The sequence below is a fragment of the Acinetobacter sp. YH01020 genome, assembly GCF_013420275.1.
Classification (GTDB): Bacteria; Pseudomonadota; Gammaproteobacteria; order Pseudomonadales; family Moraxellaceae; genus Acinetobacter; species Acinetobacter amyesii.
The window spans coordinates 12,957-37,980 of sequence record NZ_VOYN01000020.1; the positions used below are offsets into that span (position 1 = coordinate 12,957).

The 25,024-nt window shown below is 41.4% G+C and carries 20 protein-coding genes and 1 pseudogene; 12 read left to right on the forward strand and 9 right to left on the reverse strand.

The window, feature by feature from the left end; translation table 11 throughout:
* Positions 1–39: 39 nt before the first annotated feature.
* The 5 genes from FTT85_RS09345 to FTT85_RS09365 all read right to left on the reverse strand — a co-directional run bounded on the left by FTT85_RS09345 (position 40) and on the right by FTT85_RS09365 (position 5,043).
* Entirely contained in the window at positions 40–873 is an 834-nt protein-coding gene (locus FTT85_RS09345) for an enhanced serine sensitivity protein SseB C-terminal domain-containing protein (protein WP_180183397.1), read from the reverse strand.
* An 84-nt stretch (positions 874–957) separates the two neighbouring features.
* On the reverse strand, positions 958–1,803 hold the full coding sequence (gene dapF / locus FTT85_RS09350) for a diaminopimelate epimerase (protein WP_180039625.1): 846 nt from the start codon (positions 1,801–1,803) through the stop codon (positions 958–960).
* A gap of 13 nt (positions 1,804–1,816) precedes the next feature.
* Positions 1,817–3,061, reverse strand: a complete 1,245-nt coding sequence (gene lysA, locus FTT85_RS09355) for a diaminopimelate decarboxylase (protein WP_180008336.1) — start codon at positions 3,059–3,061, stop codon at positions 1,817–1,819.
* A 24-nt stretch (positions 3,062–3,085) separates the two neighbouring features.
* On the reverse strand, positions 3,086–3,295 hold the full coding sequence (locus FTT85_RS09360; protein WP_372491094.1) for a lipoprotein: 210 nt from the start codon (positions 3,293–3,295) through the stop codon (positions 3,086–3,088).
* A gap of 344 nt (positions 3,296–3,639) precedes the next feature.
* On the reverse strand, positions 3,640–5,043 hold the full coding sequence (locus FTT85_RS09365) for an amino acid permease (RefSeq protein WP_180183398.1): 1,404 nt from the start codon (positions 5,041–5,043) through the stop codon (positions 3,640–3,642).
* Between the two features lie 332 nt (positions 5,044–5,375).
* Here FTT85_RS09365 and FTT85_RS09370 point away from each other — a divergent pair, with 332 nt between their 5' ends.
* Positions 5,376–6,737, forward strand: coding sequence for a sodium:alanine symporter family protein (locus FTT85_RS09370; protein ID WP_180183399.1), 1,362 nt, complete (start codon positions 5,376–5,378; stop codon positions 6,735–6,737).
* A 247-nt stretch (positions 6,738–6,984) separates the two neighbouring features.
* Here the strand turns inward: FTT85_RS09370 and FTT85_RS09375 are convergent.
* A pseudogene (locus FTT85_RS09375) lies at positions 6,985–7,341 on the reverse strand (hypothetical protein); the annotation flags it as partial.
* A gap of 185 nt (positions 7,342–7,526) precedes the next feature.
* Between FTT85_RS09375 and radA the strand changes: the two are divergent.
* The 6 genes from radA to FTT85_RS09405 all read left to right on the forward strand — a co-directional run bounded on the left by radA (position 7,527) and on the right by FTT85_RS09405 (position 13,293).
* Positions 7,527–8,915 carry a DNA repair protein RadA gene (gene radA, locus FTT85_RS09380; RefSeq protein WP_180183400.1) on the forward strand — a complete coding sequence of 463 codons (1,389 nt, stop codon included), beginning with the start codon at positions 7,527–7,529 and terminating at the stop codon, positions 8,913–8,915.
* Between the two features lie 123 nt (positions 8,916–9,038).
* Positions 9,039–10,040, forward strand: a complete 1,002-nt coding sequence (locus FTT85_RS09385) for a Tim44 domain-containing protein (RefSeq protein WP_180183401.1) — start codon at positions 9,039–9,041, stop codon at positions 10,038–10,040.
* A gap of 202 nt (positions 10,041–10,242) precedes the next feature.
* The gene (locus FTT85_RS09390; RefSeq protein WP_180123748.1) at positions 10,243–10,590 is read left to right on the forward strand and encodes a hypothetical protein; all 348 of its coding nucleotides are present in this window, start codon (positions 10,243–10,245) and stop codon (positions 10,588–10,590) included.
* 1 nt (position 10,591) lies between these two features.
* Positions 10,592–12,343 (forward strand): PepSY domain-containing protein, encoded by a 1,752-nt coding sequence (locus tag FTT85_RS09395; protein WP_180123747.1) that lies wholly within the window; start codon positions 10,592–10,594, stop codon positions 12,341–12,343.
* Entirely contained in the window at positions 12,340–12,678 is a 339-nt protein-coding gene (locus tag FTT85_RS09400; protein ID WP_180183402.1) for a DUF3325 family protein, read from the forward strand. The genes FTT85_RS09395 and FTT85_RS09400 overlap by 4 nt, the downstream gene beginning before the upstream one ends.
* A 102-nt stretch (positions 12,679–12,780) precedes the next feature.
* Positions 12,781–13,293 (forward strand): tetratricopeptide repeat protein, encoded by a 513-nt coding sequence (locus tag FTT85_RS09405; protein ID WP_180183403.1) that lies wholly within the window; start codon positions 12,781–12,783, stop codon positions 13,291–13,293.
* Between the two features lie 64 nt (positions 13,294–13,357).
* On the opposite strand, the gene FTT85_RS09410 is transcribed toward FTT85_RS09405, so the two are convergent.
* The 3 genes from FTT85_RS09410 to FTT85_RS09420 all read right to left on the reverse strand — a co-directional run bounded on the left by FTT85_RS09410 (position 13,358) and on the right by FTT85_RS09420 (position 15,765).
* A complete protein-coding gene (locus FTT85_RS09410; RefSeq protein WP_180183404.1) occupies positions 13,358–13,882 on the reverse strand; it encodes a peptidase C39 in 525 nt (174 codons plus the stop codon).
* Between the two features lie 105 nt (positions 13,883–13,987).
* The gene (locus FTT85_RS09415) at positions 13,988–14,791 is read right to left on the reverse strand and encodes a hypothetical protein (RefSeq protein ID WP_180183405.1); all 804 of its coding nucleotides are present in this window, start codon (positions 14,789–14,791) and stop codon (positions 13,988–13,990) included.
* Between the two features lie 32 nt (positions 14,792–14,823).
* Entirely contained in the window at positions 14,824–15,765 is a 942-nt protein-coding gene (locus FTT85_RS09420; protein WP_180183406.1) for a DUF4424 family protein, read from the reverse strand.
* A 574-nt stretch (positions 15,766–16,339) separates the two neighbouring features.
* Here FTT85_RS09420 and ahcY point away from each other — a divergent pair.
* From ahcY to FTT85_RS09445, 5 genes are all read left to right on the forward strand, one after another.
* The gene (ahcY, locus tag FTT85_RS09425; protein ID WP_180008360.1) at positions 16,340–17,722 is read left to right on the forward strand and encodes an adenosylhomocysteinase; all 1,383 of its coding nucleotides are present in this window, start codon (positions 16,340–16,342) and stop codon (positions 17,720–17,722) included.
* Between the two features lie 217 nt (positions 17,723–17,939).
* The gene (gene metF / locus FTT85_RS09430) at positions 17,940–18,776 is read left to right on the forward strand and encodes a methylenetetrahydrofolate reductase [NAD(P)H] (protein ID WP_180183407.1); all 837 of its coding nucleotides are present in this window, start codon (positions 17,940–17,942) and stop codon (positions 18,774–18,776) included.
* Positions 18,777–18,808: 32 nt separating this feature from the next.
* Positions 18,809–19,522: a 16S rRNA (uracil(1498)-N(3))-methyltransferase gene (locus FTT85_RS09435; protein WP_180183408.1), complete on the forward strand. Its 714-nt coding sequence runs from the start codon at positions 18,809–18,811 to the stop codon at positions 19,520–19,522.
* 183 nt (positions 19,523–19,705) lie between these two features.
* A complete protein-coding gene (locus tag FTT85_RS09440) occupies positions 19,706–22,582 on the forward strand; it encodes an EAL domain-containing protein (RefSeq protein ID WP_180183409.1) in 2,877 nt (958 codons plus the stop codon).
* 140 nt (positions 22,583–22,722) lie between these two features.
* Positions 22,723–25,002, forward strand: coding sequence for an NADP-dependent malic enzyme (locus FTT85_RS09445; RefSeq protein ID WP_078192090.1), 2,280 nt, complete (start codon positions 22,723–22,725; stop codon positions 25,000–25,002).
* Positions 25,003–25,024: the final 22 nt, after the last annotated feature.

A 25,024-nucleotide genomic window follows, 5' to 3' on the forward strand; every position in this document is an offset into this window, starting at 1 on the left:
GTTGTGGTACGTTCTCTAAAGCGATCTTACATATCTGTTTTATGAAAAGAGTCTAGCAAAGAACCCCTTAGGCTTACCATCAACACGTTGGTAAAAAGCTTGCGTTTCATTAAGCAAATACCCTTCTACACCATCGACACTGTGCGGATTGACATGGATTAAATCCACTGGGCATTGCTCTTTTAAACTGTCCTGTGTGATACGATCAATTTTACTGTGCAATTCTTGAATTTGTTGTTCAGATAATCCTGCTTCTAAATCTAATCCGATCAACAAAGTCGGTGAATCATCTCGAGCTTGATTCAGCATTTGCGCTAAATAAGCAGCTTTTACCACACGCTCTGTGCCGAAAAAAATGCTTAATTGATCAATCATAAACTGCGGATATTCCGCCGGCTGACCAATTAAAACTTCCGTATCTTCCGTAACTTCATAGTTTTCTGAGGGCTGAATATACTGCCCGTTCAGCAAATGTTGAATTTCTTCTGGTACAAAGTCCTTCGTCGCATCAGGTGATTGTGGATTCAATACAAGCCTTGCTCCTAAAGTCATTTCAAATAATGCCTTGGTTGGTAGCCGGATATACGACTCCTCTTCAGATATTGCTAAACGCATTTTTTCCAAGGACGTAAAAAATGGAATGACGCAATCATATGTTTCATCTTCCCATGATTTCAATTGAATACGGTCGCCTTCATCCAAGATCAAATCTTCGGCAATACGTGAATCACGTCCCCCTGTTGTTCCCACACAATACACATTGGCTGCCAATAACTGAGCTAAAAATTCGGGTCGATACGCGGGTTCATGTAAGGCTTTATGAAAAAGTTGTTCTAAGATTTCTTCTTTTATTTCTTCGTTTATTTGTTCCATGTTGATTCCAATCCCATTGAATTATAATTTTTTATTCACTTTTTATTTTATGAAAAAAGCCCTGAATGAATCAGGGCTTTGATTTTAACCTTGGAAGTAACTTAAATCTAAGCGTCCTTCGTAAACTGTTGCAGTTGGTCCAGTCATCCAGACTACACCACCTTCTTGCCACTCAATCTGTAGCTTACCACCTGCCAACTCAATTTCGACTGAATTGGCTAATAAACCACGACGCATACCTGATACTGCCGCTGCACAAGCACCTGTACCACAGGCCATCGTTTCACCGACACCACGTTCAAATACACGTAAGCGTGCATGTTTCTCATCCACAATTTGCATAAAACCAGCATTTACACGCTGTGGAAAACGCTCATGCGATTCGACTTGTGGACCAATTTTAGCGACGTCTGCAGTAATGACATCAGGAACGATCGTCACTGCATGCGGATTACCCATACTCACTACATCAATGGTGAGCTGTTCATTATTCGCCAATGTAATGTCGTATAAGTTTTCAGGCTCTTCCGCAATAAATGGAATTTCATGCGGCAAAAAGCGTGGATAACCCATATTGACGCGCACCCAACCATTTACACCTAATTCAGGCTCTACGATACCTGACTTGGTTTGTACTTTGATTTTGGTTTTGCTGGTCAACTTACGTTCATGCACAAAGCGCGCAAAACAACGTACGCCATTTCCGCATTGTTCAACTTCCGAACCATCTGCATTAAAAATACGATATTTAAAATCGACATTGGGTAAATCAGGTGGTTCTACAATCAAAAGCTGATCAAAACCAATACCAAAATGACGGTCGGCCAAACGCTGAATCGTCACTGTATCTAAATAAGCTCGTTGGCTAATCAGATCGACCACCATAAAGTCATTGCCAAGGCCATGCATTTTGGTAAATTCTAATAACATCTCGAATTTCTCCTTAAGGCAATAAACGTTCACGTTCCCATAATGATTCGATGGTTTCACGCTCACGAATCAAATGAGACTGATCACCGTCAACCATTACTTCAGCAGCACGTCCGCGGCTGTTGTAGTTTGAACTCATGACAAAACCATAAGCACCTGCACCCAATACTGCAAGCACGTCATTTTCTTGAATCGCCAACTGACGTTGCTTTCCTAGGAAATCGCCAGTTTCGCAAATCGCGCCAACAACATCCCAGTCTTTCTTTTCTGTATCAGTACGAGGCGTTACTTCCTGAATATCCATCCATGCTTCATATAAAGCAGGTCGGATTAAGTCGTTCATAGCAGCATCAATAATGGCAAAATTACGATGATTGGTCGGTTTGAGTAAATCAACTTTAGTTAACAACACACCTGCATTTGCAGAAATACTACGCCCCGGTTCCATATACACCTTAAGCCCTAATTTTTCTAAAGCCGGACGCATTGCCTGAGCATATTCTTCAACGGTTGGCGGAACTTCGTCTTTGTACGTTACGCCTAAGCCACCACCAATATCAATGTGTTTCAGCTGAATCCCCATCTCTTTCAGTTGATTAATCATCACAATGACACGATCAAGTGCATCAACAAAAGGCTGAGTTTCAGTCAACTGTGAGCCGATATGACAATCAATCCCGATAATCTCAAGATTTGGCAATGATGCCGCATACGCATAAGTTTCAAAAACGCTGTCTGAAGGAATACCGAATTTATTTTCTTTTAAACCCGTAGAGATATAAGGATGGGTTTTAGCATCCACATCTGGATTTACACGCAATGAAATCGGTGCTTTCTTACCCATTGCAGCAGCAACTTTTTGGATTCGATCCAACTCTGCATGTGATTCAACGTTAAAACATGCAATACCCACGTCCAATGCTTTTTGGATATCGGCTTCAGTTTTACCCAAACCTGAGAATACAATTTTAGAAGCTTCACCACCGGCTTTTAACACACGTGCGAGTTCTCCACCCGTCACGATATCAAAACCAGCGCCCTGCTTGGCAAGTACGTTTAACACCGCAAGATTAGAGTTTGACTTTACCGCAAAACAAATTTGATGGTCGATAAAGCTAAATGCACGATCCATATCTGAATAATGCTTTTCAAAAGTAGCTTTTGAATAAACATAAAGCGGTGTGCCATATTGCTGTGCAAGCTGTTGTAAAGAACATTGCTCTGCATGCAATACCCCATTCGTACGGGTGAAACTCATGAAAGTATCCTTTCTATAAAAGCATTAAGGTGTAGGGTTAGAATTTGATGATTCCGATTCAGTTGCAACAGGAGCCGCTTGTTTTTCCTGCTTTTGCTGTGCAGGCGTATCTGGATAAATCAGATATTTTGCGCGCTTATCTGCATTTGCATCTGAAGGTAAATGCAATGCACCAGACTGACCACAAGCGGTCAGCAGCACAGCACTTGCTAATACAATAATTTTATAATTCATAAAACGATACATAAACGTACCTAATGAAAAGATTTTTCCGAGTATAACGTGATCAACCCGCGGATAAAAGAAAAGCCCTGTAATTCCAAGTGAGCTTTTTGCCATTCTGCACTAAATTTAAGCAAATTTTGATGGTGCTATTTTCAATCCTTATTTGTCTTTATTTCTAGCTCGATCAGGCTATTGATTTCACTGAAATAGCATATCAATTTGAATGCTATTTAATACAAATCGAAACGCTAATAAACAGTCTGTTTTAACTTAAAATAAGTCCATATCCAAATAAAAAAGCTGCCCCCTCAGGAACAGCTATTTATGTTTTTACATCAGATCAAAAATGTAAATTAATGGTGCTTTTTCTTATAAAAACCCAAATAACCAATAATCAAAATGATGAACCAAATTGGGCTCACCATGAGCGCTTTCATGGTATCTGCTTCTAGCGACAAGACATAAATCATGCCGATGAAGAAGATAATCACAAGCCAGCAAGTATATAAGCCACCTGGTAATTTAAAGGTTGATTTCGCATGCAGCTCAGGACGAGTTTTATAGTAAACGATATAGCTCCAGATAATCATGAGCCATACGCAGATAAATAAAATCGTAGAAAGTGTGGTTGCTAATGTAAAGGCTTCAACAGTGTTCGGTACGAAATACTGTAATGCAGCACCTAACAACAAACAAACTGCCGAGAAATATAACGCATTTGCCGGAACTGCACGTGAGTTTAGACGGCCAAACGCTTTTGGACCTTGCTCTTCACGAGATAAACCAAACAACATACGTGAAGTCGAGAACACACCACTATTCATCGATGACATAACTGATGACAACACAACCAAGTTCATAATAATCGCAGCAGCAGCAATACCGGCTTGGCTAAACAAGTTCACGAATGGTGAAATGCTTGGGTCAATGGCATTCCATGGCGTAACGGACATCACAATCACAAGTGCCAGCACATAGAAAATAATGATACGAATCGGAATCGAGTTCACAGCTTTAGGCAAGTTGTGTTCTGGATCTTTGGTTTCTGCTGCCGTAGTACCCACGAGTTCTACGCCGACAAAGGCAAAAATGGCGATTTGGAAACCTGCCAAGAAGCCAGTTACTCCTGTTGGGAATAGACCACCATGTGACCATAAATGTGTGAATGATGCGATTTCACCTGTCGATGAGGTAAAACCGGTAAGGATCATCCAAAGACCGACACCAATGAGCACCACGATTGCAATAATCTTAATCAGTGCAAACCAGAACTCTAATTCACCAAAAAGTTTAACCGTAACAAGGTTTAACCCCATGATAAATACAATGGCGGCAACACTGATCATCACCCCTTCTTCGGGCGAGAACGGGTTACCTCCATTAAAGAATTGCAGGTAATAAATGATGGCCGATAAATCAGCAATCCCTATAGTGATCCAGCACAGCCAATAGGTCCAACCCACAAAATAACCTGCCCACGGCCCGATTAAGTCGGTTGCAAAATCGATAAAAGATTTATATTCAAGATTTGATAGTAATAACTCGCCTAATGCACGCATGACGAGGAAAACCATAAAACCAATAATCATATAGATAATAAGGATGGACGGACCAGCTAAACTGATGGTCTTTCCTGACCCCATAAATAAACCTGTACCAATCGCACCACCAATCGCAATCAATTGCAGGTGTCGGTTGGACAAGCTTCGTTTCAAATCGCCGCTATCAGCGTGCGATCCATGAATTTCATTTGACATTATTTAATTCAACTTCGCGTTCCAATTGCGACAAATTAACGTAAAAATTTCAGAAAATACAAAATTATTTCTCATCATCTATATTTTCGGATTAAGTGACAAAGTTAATTTATTTTTCTTATATATAAAAATCTTAGCGCCAGTTCACATTTTAAAGCGACCAATAAAACAACAATTTACTTGTAATAACTTAAATTTTATGCAAAAAATATTTTACCAACGATAAAAATTTATGCCAAAAATCATGGAAGTTTCTAACAATGGCATATCAATTGCTACAGATATCAAAAATGTAGCATTCACTCACTCAGGGCCGATAAGAAGAAGATACTATGCAAGAAATTCAAAATATCATGGAAACACTCAGTGGATGGGTCTGGGGCCCATACATGTTGGTCCTCATTGTTGGAACAGGTGTATTCCTCACCTTCCGACTGCTTTTCTGGCAATTTCGCATGTTGCCTTTCGCATTCAAACAAGTCTTTGGCAAGCATCCTAAAGCAGATCAACATGATGGCGATATTTCACATTTTGCCTCACTCATGACCGCACTTTCAGCCACCATTGGTACAGGTAATATTGCCGGTGTAGCCACCGCTTGTGTGCTCGGTGGTCCGGGCGCAGTGTTTTGGATGTGGATAACCGCGCTCTTTGGTATGGCAACCAAATATGGTGAAGGTGTACTCGCTGTAAAGTTTCGTCATAAAAATGAAAGTGGCGAAATGAACGGTGGTCCGATGTATTACATCGAACGTGGACTTGGGCCTAAGTGGAAATGGTTGGCAGTGGTATTTGCCCTATTTGGTACTTTGGCATCCTTTGGTATTGGTAGCTCAGTACAGTCCAATACTGTCGCGCTTGCTGTGCAAAACAGCTTAGGGATCAGCACACTCACCACTGCAATCGTCATCACCATATTCTCTGCACTCGTTATTTTAGGCGGCATCAAATCCATTTCTAAAGCCTCTTCATTTATTGTTCCAATTATGGCTGTAGGTTATGTATTGGGTGGCTTAATCATTATTTTCACCAACCTTGAATTGGTGATCCCTGCACTAAAAATGATCTTTAGCTATGCATTTACGGGCGAAGCTGCTGCGGGTGGTGCGATTGGTGCTGCGATTCGTTATGGTGTGGCACGTGGTGTATTCTCTAATGAAGCAGGTATGGGCTCAGCACCCATTGCCGCTGCGGCTGCAAAAACTGACCACCCAGCACGTCAAGGTCTTGTCTCTATGACAGGTACGTTCTTAGACACCATCATTGTTTGCTCTATTACAGGTATCGTACTTGTGATGGGCTTCATCATGGCGGGACAAAGCTTTGGTGATCAAACCGGTGCAGTTTTGACGATTAGTGTTTTTGACAAACTACTTCCGGGCTTCGGTGGTTGGGTCGTAACTTTCGGTATTATTTTCTTCGCTTATTCAACCATTCTGGGTTGGAGCTATTATGGTGAAAAATGCTGTACATACCTCTTAGGTGAAAAGTCAGTACTGATTTATCGCTTAATTTACATCGCATCAGTCTTTGTTGGCTGTGTCGTAACACTCGATCTCGTTTGGTTATTTGCCGATACCTTTAACGGTTTGATGGCTGCACCAAACTGTATTGCACTGTTATTGCTCTCAGGCATCATTGTGAAAGAATCGAAAGATTTTATTGAACGTCGTAAATCAGGTGAGTTGTACTAATCCCTCCATCCTGCTCAACAAAAAGCCACGTGAATTCACGTGGCTTTTTTAATTCGGACTGAAAATCGATATTTACTTATTGAATCGTACCGACTTGACCATCATCGAATTTGTCGTTTTTCGTCTTGCTTTCATTGGCTGCATCATCTTTTGGATCTGATTCAGCATCTTCAATAAAGCCTTCACCAAATTGGTCACCAAACTCATTTTCAGCATATTCAGAATCTACAGCACTGGCTTCCATCAGATCAGCTTCGATTTCTAGGGCAATTTCCAAAGATAAAGAAAAGAACAATACCCCCTGAATTTTCATGTTCCCTTGTTCATCTTCAAGGTATTCACTGAGGGTTTTATATGCAGGGCTGCTTTCATCAAAAGGCACGTCAAGGTATAAATCACCTGTATAACTATCGATTAAAGACTCACCTTCTAGCCCCATACAAGGGAAATAGTCGATATTTTGCAGGTCAAACCAGTGCATAACATCATTACGCACCGTATTTTTTTCAGGATGTTGATGATCATATTCTTCAAAATGCACAAATAACACATCACGATTTTTTTCACGTGCGATGGCATCGATATGTCGTAATAGTTCAGTCATGTGGTGACCCATTTCAAAAAATATAATGCGCTATTATAAAGTGCTTACTATGTAAAAGTGCAGCTATTGAAAATAAAACGACATCAATTGACCTTCATCAGTCATTTCATGCGATAAAAACTTGGTTTTTCGATGTATTCACCGCTATGCTGTGACTCAATTTGAGTTTGTGCACAGTAAATATTATGGCGAAAGCAAAAAATGTCTATCGATGTGAACAATGTGGTGCTGATCATCCCAAATGGGCCGGTCAATGTACCGAATGTGGTGAATGGAATTCATTAGTCGAAGTCAATATTGCACCCGCCGTTACACACCGTGCACAGCCTAAAATGGGCGGTGGCTATGCAGGTCAAGCCGCTGCTGTGACCACCTTAAATCAAGTTTCTGTTTCGCATGAAACCCGAATGGCAACAGGTATTGGTGAATTTGACCGTGTGCTTGGCGGTGGACTTGTCACAGGTTCAGTTGTGCTGATTGGTGGTGACCCCGGCATTGGTAAATCCACTATTTTGCTACAAACTGCAACCTATATGGCGGCGAGTAAAAGTTCTGCCTTATATGTCACTGGTGAAGAATCCTTGTCTCAAGTGGCGCTACGTGCCCAGCGCCTAGATTTGCCGACCGATCAACTCAAAGTCATGGCAGAAACCTGTGTCGAGCGCATTTGTGAAGTATTGGCACATGAACGCCCTGCCGTGGCCATTTTAGATTCGATCCAAACCTTATACACCGAGACACTCCAGTCTGCGCCGGGGGGTGTTTCGCAAATTCGTGAATCGGCTGCACTCCTGACCCGCTTTGCCAAAAATAGTGGCACAGCATTGTTTATTGTCGGTCACGTAACGAAAGAAGGTTCTTTGGCAGGCCCTCGCGTGCTTGAGCACATGGTCGATTGTGTTTTGTATTTTGAAGGTCAGTCTGACTCGCGCTTCCGTATGATTCGTGCAGTGAAAAACCGTTTTGGTGCAGTCAACGAGCTTGGTGTATTTGGCATGACCGATAAAGGTCTGCGCGAGGTATCAAACCCATCCGCTATTTTCCTGAGTCGTTATGATGAAGCCATTCCGGGTTCCATTGTCATGATTAGCCGTGAAGGTACACGTCCACTTTTGGTTGAAGTTCAGGCTTTGGTAGATGATGCGCACGGACAACCTCGACGCGTGGCCTTAGGTTTAGAACAAAACCGTTTAAACATGCTTTTAGCCGTTATGCACCGTCATGGTGGCGTACAAACTGCAGGACAAGATGTCTATGTCAATGTCGTGGGTGGTTTAAAAATCACAGAAACCGGTTCTGACCTTGCGGTACTTTTAGCCTGCGCCTCTAGCTTAAGAGCTAAAGCCCTGCCACAGCATTTGGCAGTATTTGGTGAAGTCGGCCTTTCAGGCGAAATCCGTCCTGTACCCAATGGACAGGAACGACTCAAAGAAGCCATTAAGCATGGGTTTAAAACCATTATTTTGCCGCGTGGTAATGCACCGCAAAAACCCATTTCAGGTGTAGAAATTATTTCTGTCGCACGTTTACATGAGGCGTTGAGTCAGGCAATTACGCTGACCGATGAATCTTAGTCACGCTGAATCGTTTATTTTGAATGAATTTTCAATTTTTTACCGATGTTCTATTGAAATTCAGTACAAATGGCGGCATAACTAGATGGCTATTTTAACTTTATATAGATATAGGAAAATTTGATGGAAGTTCGACAGCGTGGTTTGATGACTGCTCTTTTAACAGCAGCCCTTTTGGTAGCGCCGATTGCAGAAGCGAAACGTGCCGGTGGTGGTAAAAGCCATGGTATGAGCCGTCAAGCTGCTCCAACTCAGTCTTATCAGCAACCTCGTCAATCTGCTCCTGTTCAACAGCATGCAACTGCTGGCGCTCCAGCAAAATCTGGCTCGAATGTGGGCGGAATGGTTGCTGCTGGTGTGGCTGGTGCTGCAATTGGTGCTGTCGCTGCAAATGCGATGGCCGATGACAATAACGGTCAAGCAGCTTCTGAAGCGCAAGCTCAACAACAGGAAGAGAAAGGTGGTATTCCAGGCTGGATCTGGATTTTACTTGCCGCTGCTGTTGCCTTCTTCATTTTCCGTAAGATGGGCGCAAAAAAAAAACTAGCCACTAACAATCCGTATGCGCCAAACAGCGGTGCAAACAATGCACCGTTTGGCCAGCAAAATGCTGCACCTCGTGCAGGTAATGACAATACGAATATTTTTGGTAATTCTGTAGGCGGTAATTCAGCAGCTTCAAATGCTCCATTTGGTGCAGCTGCAGCAACGAACGCGCCTTTTGGTGCTGCCTATACCAACAGCGGCAATCAATTGCCTGATGGTACAGAGCCAGCAACATTTTTACGTGTTGCACGTCAGCGTTTTAACCACATTCAATCGATGAATACGGCAAGCAACATTTCTGAAATTCAGCGTTACTTAACGCCTGATCTTTACCAGTCTATGTATAACGACATTATGGCGAATAAAGATGAAGACGTTGCTGAGTTTTCTAACTTAAATGCTATGGTGGTCGATTCTGCTAACGAAAATGTTCAATACGTTGTAAGTGTGCGTTTTACAGGTACGGTAAGTGAAGACTTAAATAGTTTGCCACAGCCATTTGCTGAAGTATGGCATTTTGTTAAACCTGCGGGTTCTGATCAAGACTGGTTAGTTGCAGGCATTCAACAAGAGCAATAATGTAGAAAATTAAGCATTCTTGCATTCTAAAATAGCGACTCCGGTCGCTATTTTTTCGCCTTTAATTCCCCTCTTTTTAAATCAATTTCTACTCAGCATGCTGAAAAATCAATAAATTTGTGAATATATTATTCTAATTATTAATAATAATTGTTATCATTTAGATTAACTTTAATACAATTTCCAAGCGCTTAAGTATTTTATGAATAGCTCACCACCTGAGGCACTCGTGACACCCCTCACATCTGCGCTGCCTAAAGCACGTAAAGATACCCCCTCTCTATTGACCTATCGCTTGATGATTTTCTATCGCTTTGCCCTCGCTTTAGTGGGCGGATATGTTGTCGCGATGCTATCTGCCATCGTAATCGCAGATGTGTTTAGCGAAGACCGTGGAAGTGCAGCCATGAGTGCAACTTTAATTGCATTTATCCTGTGGAGCTGTGCATTTATTTGGGTCTTTATGGTGAATAAAACCCTCAAAGCAACTTTAGGTATTGTGATCCCTGCGGTGTGTTTGTATGCCATTTACATGATGATGGGAAGCTAAAATGCGTGTTGATGCAAAAGTAGAGGGACCTCGCCAGTCCATGTCTTGGCTGCATACATGGGCCAGCCTAATCTTAGGTTGGTTGCTGTATGCAATTTTCCTGACCGGGACCCTAAGCTTCTTTAAAAATGAAATCAATGTTTGGATGACACCTGAGCTGCATCAATCTGTTCCAGCCAGTTCACAAGTCCAACAAACTGAAGTCGCACTGAATTATTTACAGCAAAATCATCCGAATGCAGGTGCTTGGAATATTTTGCTGCCAAATACGCGTCAAAATGCCACATTAATTACCGTTCGTGAACAAGGTGAAGACCCTCGCGCACGCCGTGGTGGTAAACAAATCTACATTGATAGTGCTACAGGTGAAGTGCTTGAGCCGCGCGATACGCGTGGTGGTAATTTTCTCTATCGTTTCCATTTCGAACTTTATGGTATGCCACGTATGTGGACGCGATGGTTTGTCGGGATAGCGACACTGTTGATGTTAGTTGCCATCATTAGTGGTGTGATTACTCATAAAAAAATCTTTAAAGATTTCTTTACCTTCCGTTCAGGTAAAGGACAACGTTCTTGGCTCGATGCACATAATGCAACCGCAGTATTTGCGCTTCCCTTCCACATCATGATCACCTTTAGTGGCCTGTTGCTGCTGTTATTTACGATCATGCCTTGGGGGATTGAGCGTATTTATGAAAACCGGGGACAATTTTTACAAGAACAAAATCGTGCCCTAGTTCAAGAAAATAAACCTGAAGGACGTGAATCTGCCCAAGGACGCGAAGAACGTGGCGAACGCCCACAGCAAGCCCGTGCCAATTCTGCGCAAAACCAAGGCGAAAATCGTGCTGAGGGCCGTGGTGAAGGTCGAGGAGATCGTCGCTCTAAACGTGAAGAGCAACCTGTCGTTGCTGCGCCGTTGACCAACTTAGCGCCAATCGTGACTGCGGTTCAGACTGAATGGAAAAACAATCCGATTAGTACCGTTAGCATCATTGCACCGAATACAGACCAAGCTAAAATTGAGCTACGTGCCTTACATGGTGAAAGTGTCGCGTATCGAAATGTCTATGCAAGCAAACAATTTGATGGCGTAACTGGCAAAGACTTAACTGACGAAAGTGCCAAGTTAAAGCACCCTTCTGTACCGATGGGTATTTACAATGTAGTGACCACGCTACATGAAGCACGCGGTGTAGATTTAGCACTACGTTGGCTGCTGTTTATTTCAGGGATTGTAGGCACACTGATGGTCGCTACAGGTCTCATTCTGTGGTGTGTAAAACGTGCGCCGCAACAGCAAAAACAAGGCTTTAAATCATTTGGCTACCGCACGGTTGAAGTGACCAATATTGCAGCGATTATTGGTTTGCCGATTGCCTGCGCAGCATTTTTCTATGCCAACCGTTTTATTCCCGCACAACTTGAAAACCGTTCGGAATTAGAAATTCGTAGTTTCTTTATTGTTTGGCTACTGACGCTCGTTTATGCGATGTTCCGTACGCATCGTCAAGCGTGGCTAGAACTTTTAGCTTTTGCCACAGCAATTTTTGCCTTACTGCCGATTGTAAACTTCATGACTGGTGGTCAACCGCTTTGGAATACCATGGCAAATGGCCAATGGATGATTGCATCCTTTGATCTTGCAATGTGGCTTTTGGCTATCTTGTTTGCCTATTCATTTTACAAAGTGAAAAAGCATAAAGGGCTGCCTGTTAAAAAAGCACGTGGCACAAAGGAGGTTGAAGCATGATGTTCTTTCTCCTGATTTGGACACTGAGTAGCTTAGGTTTTTTTGCCTTGGCAAGCAGCATGTCAAAACATCAAAAGCAGTTCTACAGCAAAGAGTTAAGTGTGGGCCAAACACGGTTAGCCACGTTAGTCGGCTGGGTGCTATTGATCATCGCCTTACTACTTTGCCTCTCACTTGGCACGCCGAGCAATAACATCAGTTATTGGTTTGGCGCGCTGACCATTGCGGCTTTATTTGTCGGGCTATGTATTAGTTACATCGCTGAGTATTTTTGGAAAATTATTGGTGCATTAGTTGTCATATTTGTATTGTCTGCAGTGTTATTGAAATTTTAATTCTTTAGACAACGATCTCTAAACATTGAAAGCCAATCTTCGGATTGGCTTTTTTCATGCCAACCGATTAGGCTATGCCTATTCTGCTCTTTTGGATTACACATGTCTGAACTTTCAATCTCTCCTGCTTTATATAACCGCGCTATGGCAGGCAATAAAGATGCTCAATTTAAACTGGCTGAAATTTATATGCAAAGTGAAAATGATGAGCATGTTGAACTTGCTGAAGAATGGGCACTCAAAGCAGCTCAGTTAGGTCATGTAGAAGCAATGTATTGGCTGGGTGAAGGCTATGCAGTCTATGCCAAAGATATGCTCGAAGAAGATCCGGAAGAATCTAAAACCTATTTTGAACATGCGCACCGCTGGTTAGAACAAGCGGCGAAGCATGACCATCCTGCTGCTATTTTAGAATTGGCCAATTTTTACCGTCGCGGCGATGTGGTGGAAAAAGATGTCGCTAAATCCATTGAACTGGTTGAACAATCTGCAAAATTAGGTGAAGTTCAGGCCATGCGTGATTTGGCTTTTATTTATGCCAATGGATTAGGCATCGACGCCGATGAAGAAAAAGCAGATTTTTGGAATGAAAAAGCCAATGTGGCTGAGCAGTAATCCAATTATTTTCTAAAAAATAAAGCCCATCTCATGATGGGCTTTTTGCTTTTAACAAAATGGCTCAGCTCGCTACATAGCTATTTACGTCAACAGTAATGACTTGTCGGCAAATGCCTTCCGCACCACGCTGCTGTTCAAATACGTCTGCTGGCATGGCATCAAAGCTGTCAAAGAAACTGATCTCTGTCTCATCAATGTCATACACCAAGGAATGATTCCCCACTCCGTCTAGGGTGTCGTAATAGACAATCACAAACTGATTTTGTTCAAAAGCCTGCTGGATTTGTGCATAGCCAATTGCAGGTAATATAGGCAGTTCCAATTGATCCGCTTCTGCATAGCTGCGTTTTTCACTGTCTTGCAGCTCAGGATCATGCTCTGTGTAAAACTTTACTAGAAAGCCAAACTTTTTCAGTCCTACAGCCAAACCAATGGTTGTTGTGCCATGGCCAGCTTCATAAGCGCAAACTTCGATGAGCTGCTGAATGTCTGCATCTATACCTAAGTGCTGCAACAGCATCCATACTGCAAAAATGCCGCCATTGGCTTCAAGATTGGCTAATTCTTCAGGCATTTCCAAAGACATAATAAGAACTCACAACTTAAATCTGCAGTGATAATAAACAAATCAGCGCGATTTGTACGGCAATTTTTATAAACATAGTTATGCCGCATCAAAAAAAATTTATCCCTAGTGCAGAAGTTTTTTAGGACGAAGATGTTTACTCCATATCAGGTTTAGCTTTTTACACCTTTGCCTTAGGCTTAGTCTTACTTTTTTAGCGGTCTTAGATTCTTTCGAATCAGAAAAGGCATCCCACAGCAAAATGACAACGATAAGAACTAAAACCAAGGACAGCATTTGAAGGCCGTAAATCAGCCATGCAAACCCTGAATTACGAAGTTCAAAATAGTCTTGGTTAAGAAAAAATTGTGATTGATTCGGATTTTGAGTATTTACATACACTGAATACTGCTGCTGATGTATTGCATGCTCAGTTTTGAGTGCTGCTCTGACTCTTAAATCCTGCGACGTTTCAAGAAACCAAAGCATATATTGCGGGTCAAGTTTATCTGCAACACCTGTACTTATTTGCTCATTCAGCATGTATTGGTATTGCACTCGCGTATACGCATATTGCAGTGAACGCCTTTGCCTATAATCATCAATTTCAACTTGATTAATATGAACCTGATCTGCCAAAATCCAGTTGGGATGAGTCAGTTGAAATTCTTTAATTTGTAAAAAACTTGAACTAAAAAATATGGCTAAAACAGTGCTATACAAAACAATAAAACTGAGGCCATGACACAACCAGCTCCATGATTTTTTGCTGATAAATCTAAATACTGCATACAGCAAGCCGTACAACATTATTGAAAACAGCAACAAATGCCATTTGTCATTTTCATAGAAAAAAGTATAACAACCATATAAACAGGCACACATTCCCAAGAAATATGCAGCATATGATTTAAATTTTTCTAGGCTCATTACTTTGGTTATATCTCTTGCTGGATTGTGTCTTATGACGGACGTTTACTCACAAAAATAATGTCCAAATCTTGTTTGGGCACAAAATTCTTTTCAACCATTTGAAACTGCGTAGCGCTGATTTTCTTCACTTTTCCTGCCCAGCAAAAAGAAACCAGTTCGTTAGCATCCCGCTCAATAGTCAGCTTAAAATCTTGAATAGGCTTTGCCCAATTGGCGCCTGTTTTTAAGATATAGCCCAGCGCTTGAAATGGTGCATGCTGTGATTTGGCCTTTCTGAGTCCTGCCTTAAACTTTTGATCCATACAATAACTTTGATTATATTCATCAGGATATAAAGCCACAGACCCGCCCACCAGCGGTGCATATTGATGCTGTACACGTGTGAGCGCATTGGCTTTAAAGGTTTGCTTCCAGCTGTAAATCACCTGAGATGACCATGAAATTTCTTCACTCGAATCATTGGGCAATACTTTTTGCAGCGCTGCATTTTTACAGTTTCTGAGCTTTGTCTCGAATGTTTCATATTCATCATCTTGCCTGCTCCACGGATTCAGCATGTCTTTTTCCGTAAACCCGCATTGCTTAAAACTCTCCGTCATATCAATCGGGGCTGTTTTTTCATCTTTTTGAATAAAAGTGCGCACATGCATTTCAGGCTGAATCGTTTTTCCATTCACCTGAACTTTAAAACTTTTTAGCAATTTTTCAGTATTGGCAAAATCAGATTCAAAGAAGTTTTCAACTTTTGGCAGCGGAAATAAGACCGTTTCAGTCACATCTTTATTGCTTAAATTTTTGAACTGGTAATCGACCTTGATGATTTTTTTACTAATAAACAGGTCTTCACTGAACATTTGAATATCTTTATTTTTCAGGTATTGCACACCGCCTGTTGCCACGTAGCCTGTTGAATCGTTGGCATATGTTAGTGCTGAAAAACACAAGCATATGAATGCAGTTAATTTTTTCATTATTAGCTTCCAATTTTTTATATTTAAAATTGCACTAGAATATCATCGACCATTTTTCAGGAATATACTCAGAAATTAGCCCTATCCCGATAATTATAAGGGCAATGATGCCAATCAAAATAATAAAACTCACTGCTTTTATGACTACTCTAAGGGTTAAATTTAAGCCTTTCGTATAATTTTCAATAAAGCCTGAAAATTTAAATAAGGATAAAACCCCAATCAAAATTAAAGGCAGAAAAAAAAATATCTTGTGGTGAAAAGTCGCCTCGCCTTGCTGAGACAGCTTGTGAAGATACGAGTAAAACTAGGAAAATATTAAATTTTAATATATTCATGATATGTACGTTATTATCTTTTTATTATCAGATTATTCATCTACATATTAACCAATTTTTGATTGGAACTCACTCTATTTCCAAGTACAATACACCGCTAGTCGAGGGATGCTGCGACTTTCTTATAGGCACTAAATATAAGATCGCTAGGCTCGACGATTCGGTTGGACACTCGTTCCAATCAACAACGGCATCCGCGAACTGAATGATCAATTGTTTTTATTAAGGAGATCGTGATGAACGCGGTTAATGCTTCATTTACAGATTACAAAGTTGCCGATATTTCACTAGCTGACTACGGCCGTAAAGAAATCAAACTTGCTGAAGCAGAAATGCCAGCGCTTATTGGCCTTCGTAAACGCTATGCAGCTGCTAAACCGCTTGCTGGCGCGAAAATCCTAGGCTGTATCCACATGACCATTCAAACTGCAGTTTTAATTGAAACTCTAGTTGAATTGGGCGCAGAAGTTCGCTGGACTTCGTGCAACATCTTCTCTACTCAAGACCACGCTGCTGCTGCAATCGCTGCTGCGGGTATTCCAGTATTTGCTTGGAAAGGCGAAACTGAAGAAGAATACATGTGGTGTCTTGAACAGCAAATCAATGTGAACGGTACACCTTGGGATGCCAACATGATTCTGGACGATGGCGGTGACTTAACTGCACTTGTTCACGAAAAATACCCAGAAGTAATTGCTAAAATCCACGGTATTACTGAAGAAACCACTACAGGTGTTCAACGTCTTTACGAAATGCACCGCGACGGTACTTTAAAAGTTCCAGCGATTAACGTAAACGACTCTGTAACTAAGTCTAAAAACGACAACAAATACGGTTGCCGTCACTCTCTAAATGATGCCATCAAACGTGGTACAGATATGCTTTTATCTGGCCGCCGTGCGCTTGTGATCGGTTATGGCGACGTAGGTAAAGGTTCTGCTCAATCACTTCGTCAAGAAGGCATGATTGTACGTGTAACTGAAGTTGACCCAATCTGCGCAATGCAAGCATGCATGGACGGTTTCGAAGTTGTTGCTCCGTATAAAAATGGCATTCAAACTGGCAAGAAAGAAGACATCAACCTTGACCTTCTTCAAAATACTGACTTGATCGTAACAACGACTGGTAACTACCACGTATGTGACGCAGCAATGCTTGATTCATTAAAAGCTGGCGCTGTAGTTTGTAACATCGGTCACTTCGACACTGAAATCGATACAAACTACCTACGCGGTTACAAGTGGGTTGAAGTGAAGCCACAAGTTCACCAAGTGTATCGTACAGAAAATGAAAACGATTACTTAATCCTTCTTTCGGAAGGTCGTTTGGTGAACCTTGGTAACGCAACTGGTCACCCATCGCGTATTATGGATGGTTCTTTTGCTAACCAAGTATTGGGTCAAATGCACTTGTTCGCTGAAAAATTTGCTGATCTTCCAGAAGATCAAAAACAAGCTGCAATCCGCGTAGAACTTATTCCTAAGAAATTAGACGAAGAAGTTGCTGCTGCAATGGTTGCAGGTTTCGGTGGCGTATTGACGACTTTGACTCAAGAACAAGCGGATTACCTCGGTGTTCAAGTTGAAGGCCCGTTCAAAGCTGAGGCTTATAAATACTAAGTTTTATAAATACCTCTTCCTAACCCTCTCCTGAGCGTGCTTCAAGCACTGCTTTGAAGCTCAGCGCAAGAGAGGGAACTCTTCATTGTGAAAGCAAATTTGATGTTAACTCCAAATCACTATTACTTTCATAATGGAAGTCCCTTCTCCCTCTGGGAGAAGGTTAGGATGAGGGGATTTTTTTTAAATAAAAGTATTTATAAAAAAGGATTTGAACATGTCAAAACAGATTCCTATTTCCTTTGAGTTCTTCCCGACCAAAACTGATGCGGGCGCGGAAAAACTTAAAGTTGTACACCAAGAACTACAATTATTAAATCCTGAATTTTTCTCTGTGACTTATGGTGCAGGCGGTTCTACCCGTGAACGTACTTTGTCTACATTGAACGATTTCAACGGCAAAGGCACGCCAGTTGCTCCTCACCTGTCTTGTATCGGTGACAGCAAAGAACGTATTGCTAAATTGCTAGATTTGTATAAATCACAAGGTATTGACCGCATTGTTGCGCTGCGCGGTGACTTGCCGTCTGGTCAGGTGGGCTTGGGCGAATTGCCTTATGCAACTGATCTTGTAAGTTTCATTCGTGAGCACACTGGCGATCACTTCAAAATTGAAGTGGCTGCTTACCCTGAAATGCATCCGCAAGCAGACAGCTTTGATCTCGACATCAAACGTTTCTGTGATAAAGCCAATGCGGGCGCTAACGCAGCACTCACACAGTTCTTCTTCAATCCAGATGCCTACTTCTACTTTGTAGAACGCATTCAAAAAGAAGGCGTGAACATTCCTGTCGCTCCAGGCATCATGCCTATTACCAATGCAAGTAATTTAATTCGCTTTGCTGATGGTACAGGTGCAGAAATTCCACGTTGGATTCGCAAACAGCTTGCGACTTATGGCGACGATACAGCGTCAATCAAAGCCTTTGGTCATGAAGTGATTGTAAAACTTTGCGAACGCCTGATTGCTGGCGGTGCGCCAAGCTTGCACTTCTATACCATGAACACCACTGACCCTACACGCCAACTTGTGAAAGACCTCGGTCTAGCATAAGACATTTCGACCTATTTGAGAGTAAAACTTTAATGCCACGTTTTTATATTGAAGCTGATTTAACTGTTGATACGACTGTTGAATTAACGGAAACAGTGTTTCATCACTGGGTAAAAGTTTTACGTGCTCAAGTGGGCGAAACCGCCACTTTGTTCAATGGGCAAGGTGGCGAATACCATGTTGAATTGGTTGAAATCGCTAAAAAGTCGGCTGCCGTCCAAGTTTTGCAATTCAATCCAAGCAATCGCACACCACATTTTACGGCACTATTGGGTCAAGTGATGAGCAAAGGCGACCGCATGGATTATGCGATTCAAAAAGCGGTGGAACTCGGTGTTTCTGAAATTCAACTACTCACTTCAGAACGTTGTGAGATGCGTTTGAAGTACGATCGTGATCAAAAGAAACTTGACCATTGGCAAGGCATTGCTATTGCTGCTTGCGAACAGTGTGGACTCAACATTGTTCCTAAAGTACTTCCGCCTCTTTCCCTTGAAAAATGGTTGGAAAGTGACCTACCGACAACAAAATTGGTACTCGCACCCAATAAAGATGAAGTTGATGTATTAGCTGATGCTGACCCACAATTTGCCTTACTGATAGGCCCTGAAGGTGGCTTGAGCGAAGCCGAGATCAGCGCCGCAAATGAGAAAGGTTTTGTGAACTGGTGTATCGGTGAACGTGTCCTTCGCACAGAAACTGCACCTGTAGTTGCACTTTCAATTTTAAATTATAAATTTATTTAATTTTTACTCGATGGTTCATCTGAAAGCATCAATGATGGCATCCTTGATATTGCTTTTTATTTGTAACGCAATTACCCTAGAGTCAATAAAAACAAATGATTTGTTACTAAGAATAAACAAATGCTCTCAGGAACAATACAAATACAACGATCTAAATTTGGTTAAGGCAGGGTTTTTATATTCATGACGTATAAACAAGATGAATATATCAAGCAGTACAATCATACTGCTCAAATTGCGAACACGATTCGCCATAGCCGCTATTTTTTAGTCAGTATTCTGATTATTTGCTTATATATTTTTTCGATATATCAAATTTTTTATAAATCACCATCTTTATATTTCAATATTTGGTTTATTTTTACCGAAGTTTTTGTCAGTTTATGCTGGCTGATTAGCACCGTTTATTTTAAACCTGAACAATATTCACTGATGATTGCGCATCGTTGGCTACAATTTCAGTGTTTTTCAGTCGGTACGCTTATTGCGAGCGGTATCTTTTTAATTTTTTACTATTTACCTGCGACCAATCAAAGCTTTGAACCGATTCAGGCCTTAACGCTCTCCGCCTTACTATTGATCGTGACGCAAACCTTTGGTTTGACCTATTTAACGCAAAAACTCAATTATTTTTGTTTAGCCTTTATCCCGTCTATCGTGCCCTATCTGATTGCACAGTTCTTTTTCTTAGATAGTTCAAATCACTTATTTAGCCTGAGTATTAATTTTGGGCTCATTGTGATTCTAATGTGCGCCATGACGTCATATCGGATTCACCGTCGTGTGTCGACCTTACATGCAAAAAACAACCTACTGGTTGATAGTGCCAAGCAACAAGTCAAATGGACTGATGAACTGTGTCAGCAGCTCCAAGATGAAGTCAACAAATCACGTGACATCGAATTACAATTACAACTAGGTAACCAAATCCTTGAACAAAAAGTCAAAGAACGGACCTTCGACATTGAGCAAATGAACAAGGATTTAGAAAACCAACAGGCCAATTTAGTCCTTGCACATGAAATTGCAGGTTTACGTCCTTGGGATTGGAATATCAAGGATCGTAAAATCGTTGTCACCAACTATAAGCAAGAAAAAACCCTTAGACATTCGAAAGAGCATCAGCAACAGTTACAACATGTGATCCATCCTGATGATATCCCTCATTTTAAGTCGGCAATGATTCAACATCTACGTGGATTTAAAGACCGTTATGAGGCCACCTATCGGATTCAAAACAGTCAAGGAAAATGGAGTTGGGTACATGATATTGGACGGGTCATTCAACGCGATCCAGATAATCGTAAGCCATTGCGCATGGTCGGTATTCGACGTGATATCCATCAAGAACGGACATCACAAGAACGTTTAAAACTTGCAGCTAGTGTACTCGAACAAGCCGCTGAAGGAATTTTCATTTTAAATGAAGAACTGTGCTATATCGAAGTCAATCCGTTTTACGAACAATTAACCGGATTTAACTACGACCAAATTATTGGCAAACATCTTTTTGATATCACAGCGAATTACAAATCAATTCAACGCAGTATGCACTACTCGATCATTAAACAAGTGCTGAAAATTGGTGAATATGATGGTGAATTGCACGAAAAATTTCTTTCAGGTAAAGAACTGACGCTGTGGATGCATATTAATGCCATTACCGATGATCAAAACCGCGTCACCCATTATATCGGGATTGTTTCAGACTTAACCGAACGTAAATTGCAAGAACAACGTTTATCTTATTTAGAAAACTATGACACCTTAACAGATTTACCTAACCGTTTTTATTACAACTATCAACTGCACCAATATTTAGTTTCGCAGCAAGATTCGATTAAACAGTTGGCCGTTATTCGTTTAAACATCGACCGTTTCCGTCCATTAAATGAATATCTCAGCAACAATGGTGGTGACGAACTGTTACGCCAAGTCGCACAGCGTTTACGTCTAACCAATACCGAAGCTCTGTTTGTCGCACACTTAAATGGCGATGATTTTGCGATAGTGTATGAAATTTCACACATCCGCCCTTCTGTGCAAGAGCATTGTGAACGCATCAATAAAGCCTTTAGCATTCCATTTAATATTTTTGGTCAAGATCATGTCATCACTTTATCGATGGGCGTCGCGTTCTACCCTGAGCATGGCCGTCAGCTAGATTATCTAAATAATTGTGCAGAACAAGCGCTGAGCGAAGCAAAAAATTTGGGTGGCAATACCACACGTTATTATTCCAATGAAAATACCGCATTATTAGAGCAAGGGATCTTCTTGGAACGAGACTTGCGTAAAGCCATTCAAAATAATGAGTTGGTGGTGTATTACCAACCGAAGATCAATTTCCGTGATAAAAATATTTATGGTTTTGAAGCCTTAGTACGTTGGAATCATCCTGAAAAAGGCTTAATACCGCCGGGCTTATTTATTCCTTTAGCAGAACAAACCAGTTTAATTTCGGATATCGGGCGTTTTGTCCTGCAAAAAACTGCACAGCAAATTCGTTTTTGGAACAATTTGGGTTATCAAAATATTTGTGTATCCGTCAATATTGTCGCGCAGCAACTGCGACGCGGACAATTGTTAAATGATCTCGATGAAGCGATAGATGCCAATCAAATTGATGGTGCTAGTCTGGAACTGGAAATTACTGAATCCTCTTTGGTCGAAAATCTAGATTCAGTACGTGAACTGTTGAATGAAATCAAAAAACGTAAAATCAATATTTCACTTGATGACTTTGGTACGGGCTACTCATCACTGTCCTATTTAGCTGATTTCCCAATTGATATCTTAAAAATAGACCGCAGTTTTATCTCTAAAATTGGTGAAAATAAACAATTGGCCATCGTCAGTGCCATGATTGCCATGGGCAAAGCGATGGGCATGACGGTAGTCGCTGAAGGGATTGAAACTGAACAACAGTTACAGTACCTACAAGACTTAGAATGTGATATTGCTCAAGGCTATTTTTTCTCTAAGCCATTGCCACAAGAAGAGGCAACCGTGTTCCTAGAAAATAATATCTCTTCACCTGCTTATACATACTTAATATAAGTCACTATGCCTGAGCTATAAGATTGTCTAAAAAAGACGCAACTTCGACTGTCCCAACTGTGCAACTAATGTTATATTCAAGCGGATAAAGCAAGCATTTCAGCTTTATATTGGATAAACAAAACACAATCGAGATACAGATGGACGATCAATCTTTAAAACAGCAGGCTTTGTATTATCACGAATTTCCAACTCCGGGGAAAATCAGCGTTACACCAAGCAAACAATTGGTCAACCAACACGATTTAGCCCTCGCATACTCGCCAGGTGTCGCTGCACCTTGTTTAGAAATTGAACGCGACCCATCTACTGCTGCACTTTACACAGCGCGCGGTAATCTTGTTGCTGTAGTCAGTAACGGTACAGCCGTACTGGGCTTAGGTAACATTGGTCCTCTAGCGTCAAAACCTGTTATGGAAGGTAAAGGCGTTCTATTCAAAAAATTCGCTGGTGTTGATGTTTTTGACATTGAAATTGCTGAAAATGATCCAGACAAAATCGTAGATATCGTTGCAGCATTAGAACCTACTTTCGGTGGTATCAACCTTGAAGACATCAAGGCCCCAGAGTGTTTCTACATCGAGCAAAAACTTCGTGAACGCATGAATATTCCTGTGTTCCATGATGACCAACACGGTACATCGATCATTGTGGGTTCTGCATTACTGAATGCACTTCAACTCAATGGCAAAAAAATTGAAGAAATCAAAATTGTCGCTTCTGGCGCAGGTGCTGCTGCCCTTTCATGTTTGAACTTACTTTGCGCACTTGGCGTGAAAAAAGAAAACATCGTTGTGGCAGATTCACGCGGTTTATTGACGACTAAACGTGAAGGCTTGGATGAGTCGAAAAAGGCATACGTTCAGGACATCGAAGGCTCTCAGCTTGCTGATGTAATGGAAGGTGCTGACATGTTCCTTGGTCTTTCTGCAGCAGGTATTTTGACCAAAGAAATGGTTAAAGTCATGGCGAAAGATCCGATTATCTTTGCCCTTGCTAACCCAGACCCTGAAATTCTTCCTGAACATGCACATGAAGCACGTCCAGACGTGATTATGGCAACTGGCCGTTCAGACTATCCAAACCAAGTAAACAATGCCCTTTGCTTCCCTTATATCTTCCGTGGTGCACTAGATGTTGGCGCAACTACGATTAATGAAGAGATGAAGATTGCTTGTGTACATGCGATTGCTCGCATGGCGCATGTCGAAGCTGATGCTGCATCGTATGGTGAAAAATCTGCTTCATTTGGTCGTGATTACCTGATTCCGCGCCCATTAGATCAACGTTTGATTCTTGAAATTGCACCTGCAATTGCACAAGCAGCGATGGATTCTGGTGTTGCAACTCGTCCGATTCAAGACTTCTCTGCATATCGTCAACGTTTGTCTGAGTTTGTTTATAACTCTGCATTCATGATGAAACCAATTTTTGCGCAAGCGAAAACTGATCCGAAACGCATTGCATATGCTGAAGGTGAAGATTTGCGTGTACTTCGCGCGGTGCAAATTGCTGTTGATGAAGGTTTAGCAAAACCAATTCTTGTCGGTCGTCCTGCAGTCATTGAAGCAAACATCAAAAAATTAGGTCTACGTCTTGAAGACGGCGTGAACATCACTATCGTCGATCAAGAGAAAAACCCTGATTACGATAAGTTTGCTGACGATTACTACAGCATCATGCAACGTAAAGGTGTAACACCTGAATACGCTCAGCGTGAAGCACGTCGTCGCTCTACCCTGATCGCTGCAATGCTGGTTCGTCATGGTGTGGCTGACGGTATGCTATGTGGTACTTATTCTAGCTACGACATTCACTTAGACTTCGTCAGCAATGTGATTGGTCTAAAAGAAGGCCGCAATAATTTCTTCACGCTGAATGCATTGATGCTTGAAGACCGTAACTTGTTTATTGCCGATACTTACATTAACCGTAATCCAACAGCTGAACAGCTTGCTGAAATGACTATTTTAGCGGCTGAAGAAGTACGCCGTTTTGGTATTACGCCGCGTGTAGCATTGCTTTCTCACTCAAGTTTCGGTTCTGACCAAAATGATCCTAGCGCACAAAAAATGCGTAAGGTTTATGATATTTTGTCAGAAATTGCACCTGAACTTGAAGTTGAAGGTGAAATGCATGGTGATGCCGCACTGGATGAAAATATTCGTCATTTCGCATACCCGAACTCACGTTTTAAAGGTTCTGCGAACTTGCTGATTATGCCTAATCTAGATGCAGCGAACATTTCGTTCAACTTGTTGAAATCAACTTCAGGTAGTAACGTGACAATTGGCCCAATTCTTTTGGGTGCTGCAAAACCTGTTCATATATTAACGCCAACAGCGACAACTCGCCGTTTAGTGAATATGACTGCATTAACAGTTGCAGAGATTCAAGAAAACGAAAAACTAGCACTCTAATTTAGTTGACCTGAACACACTT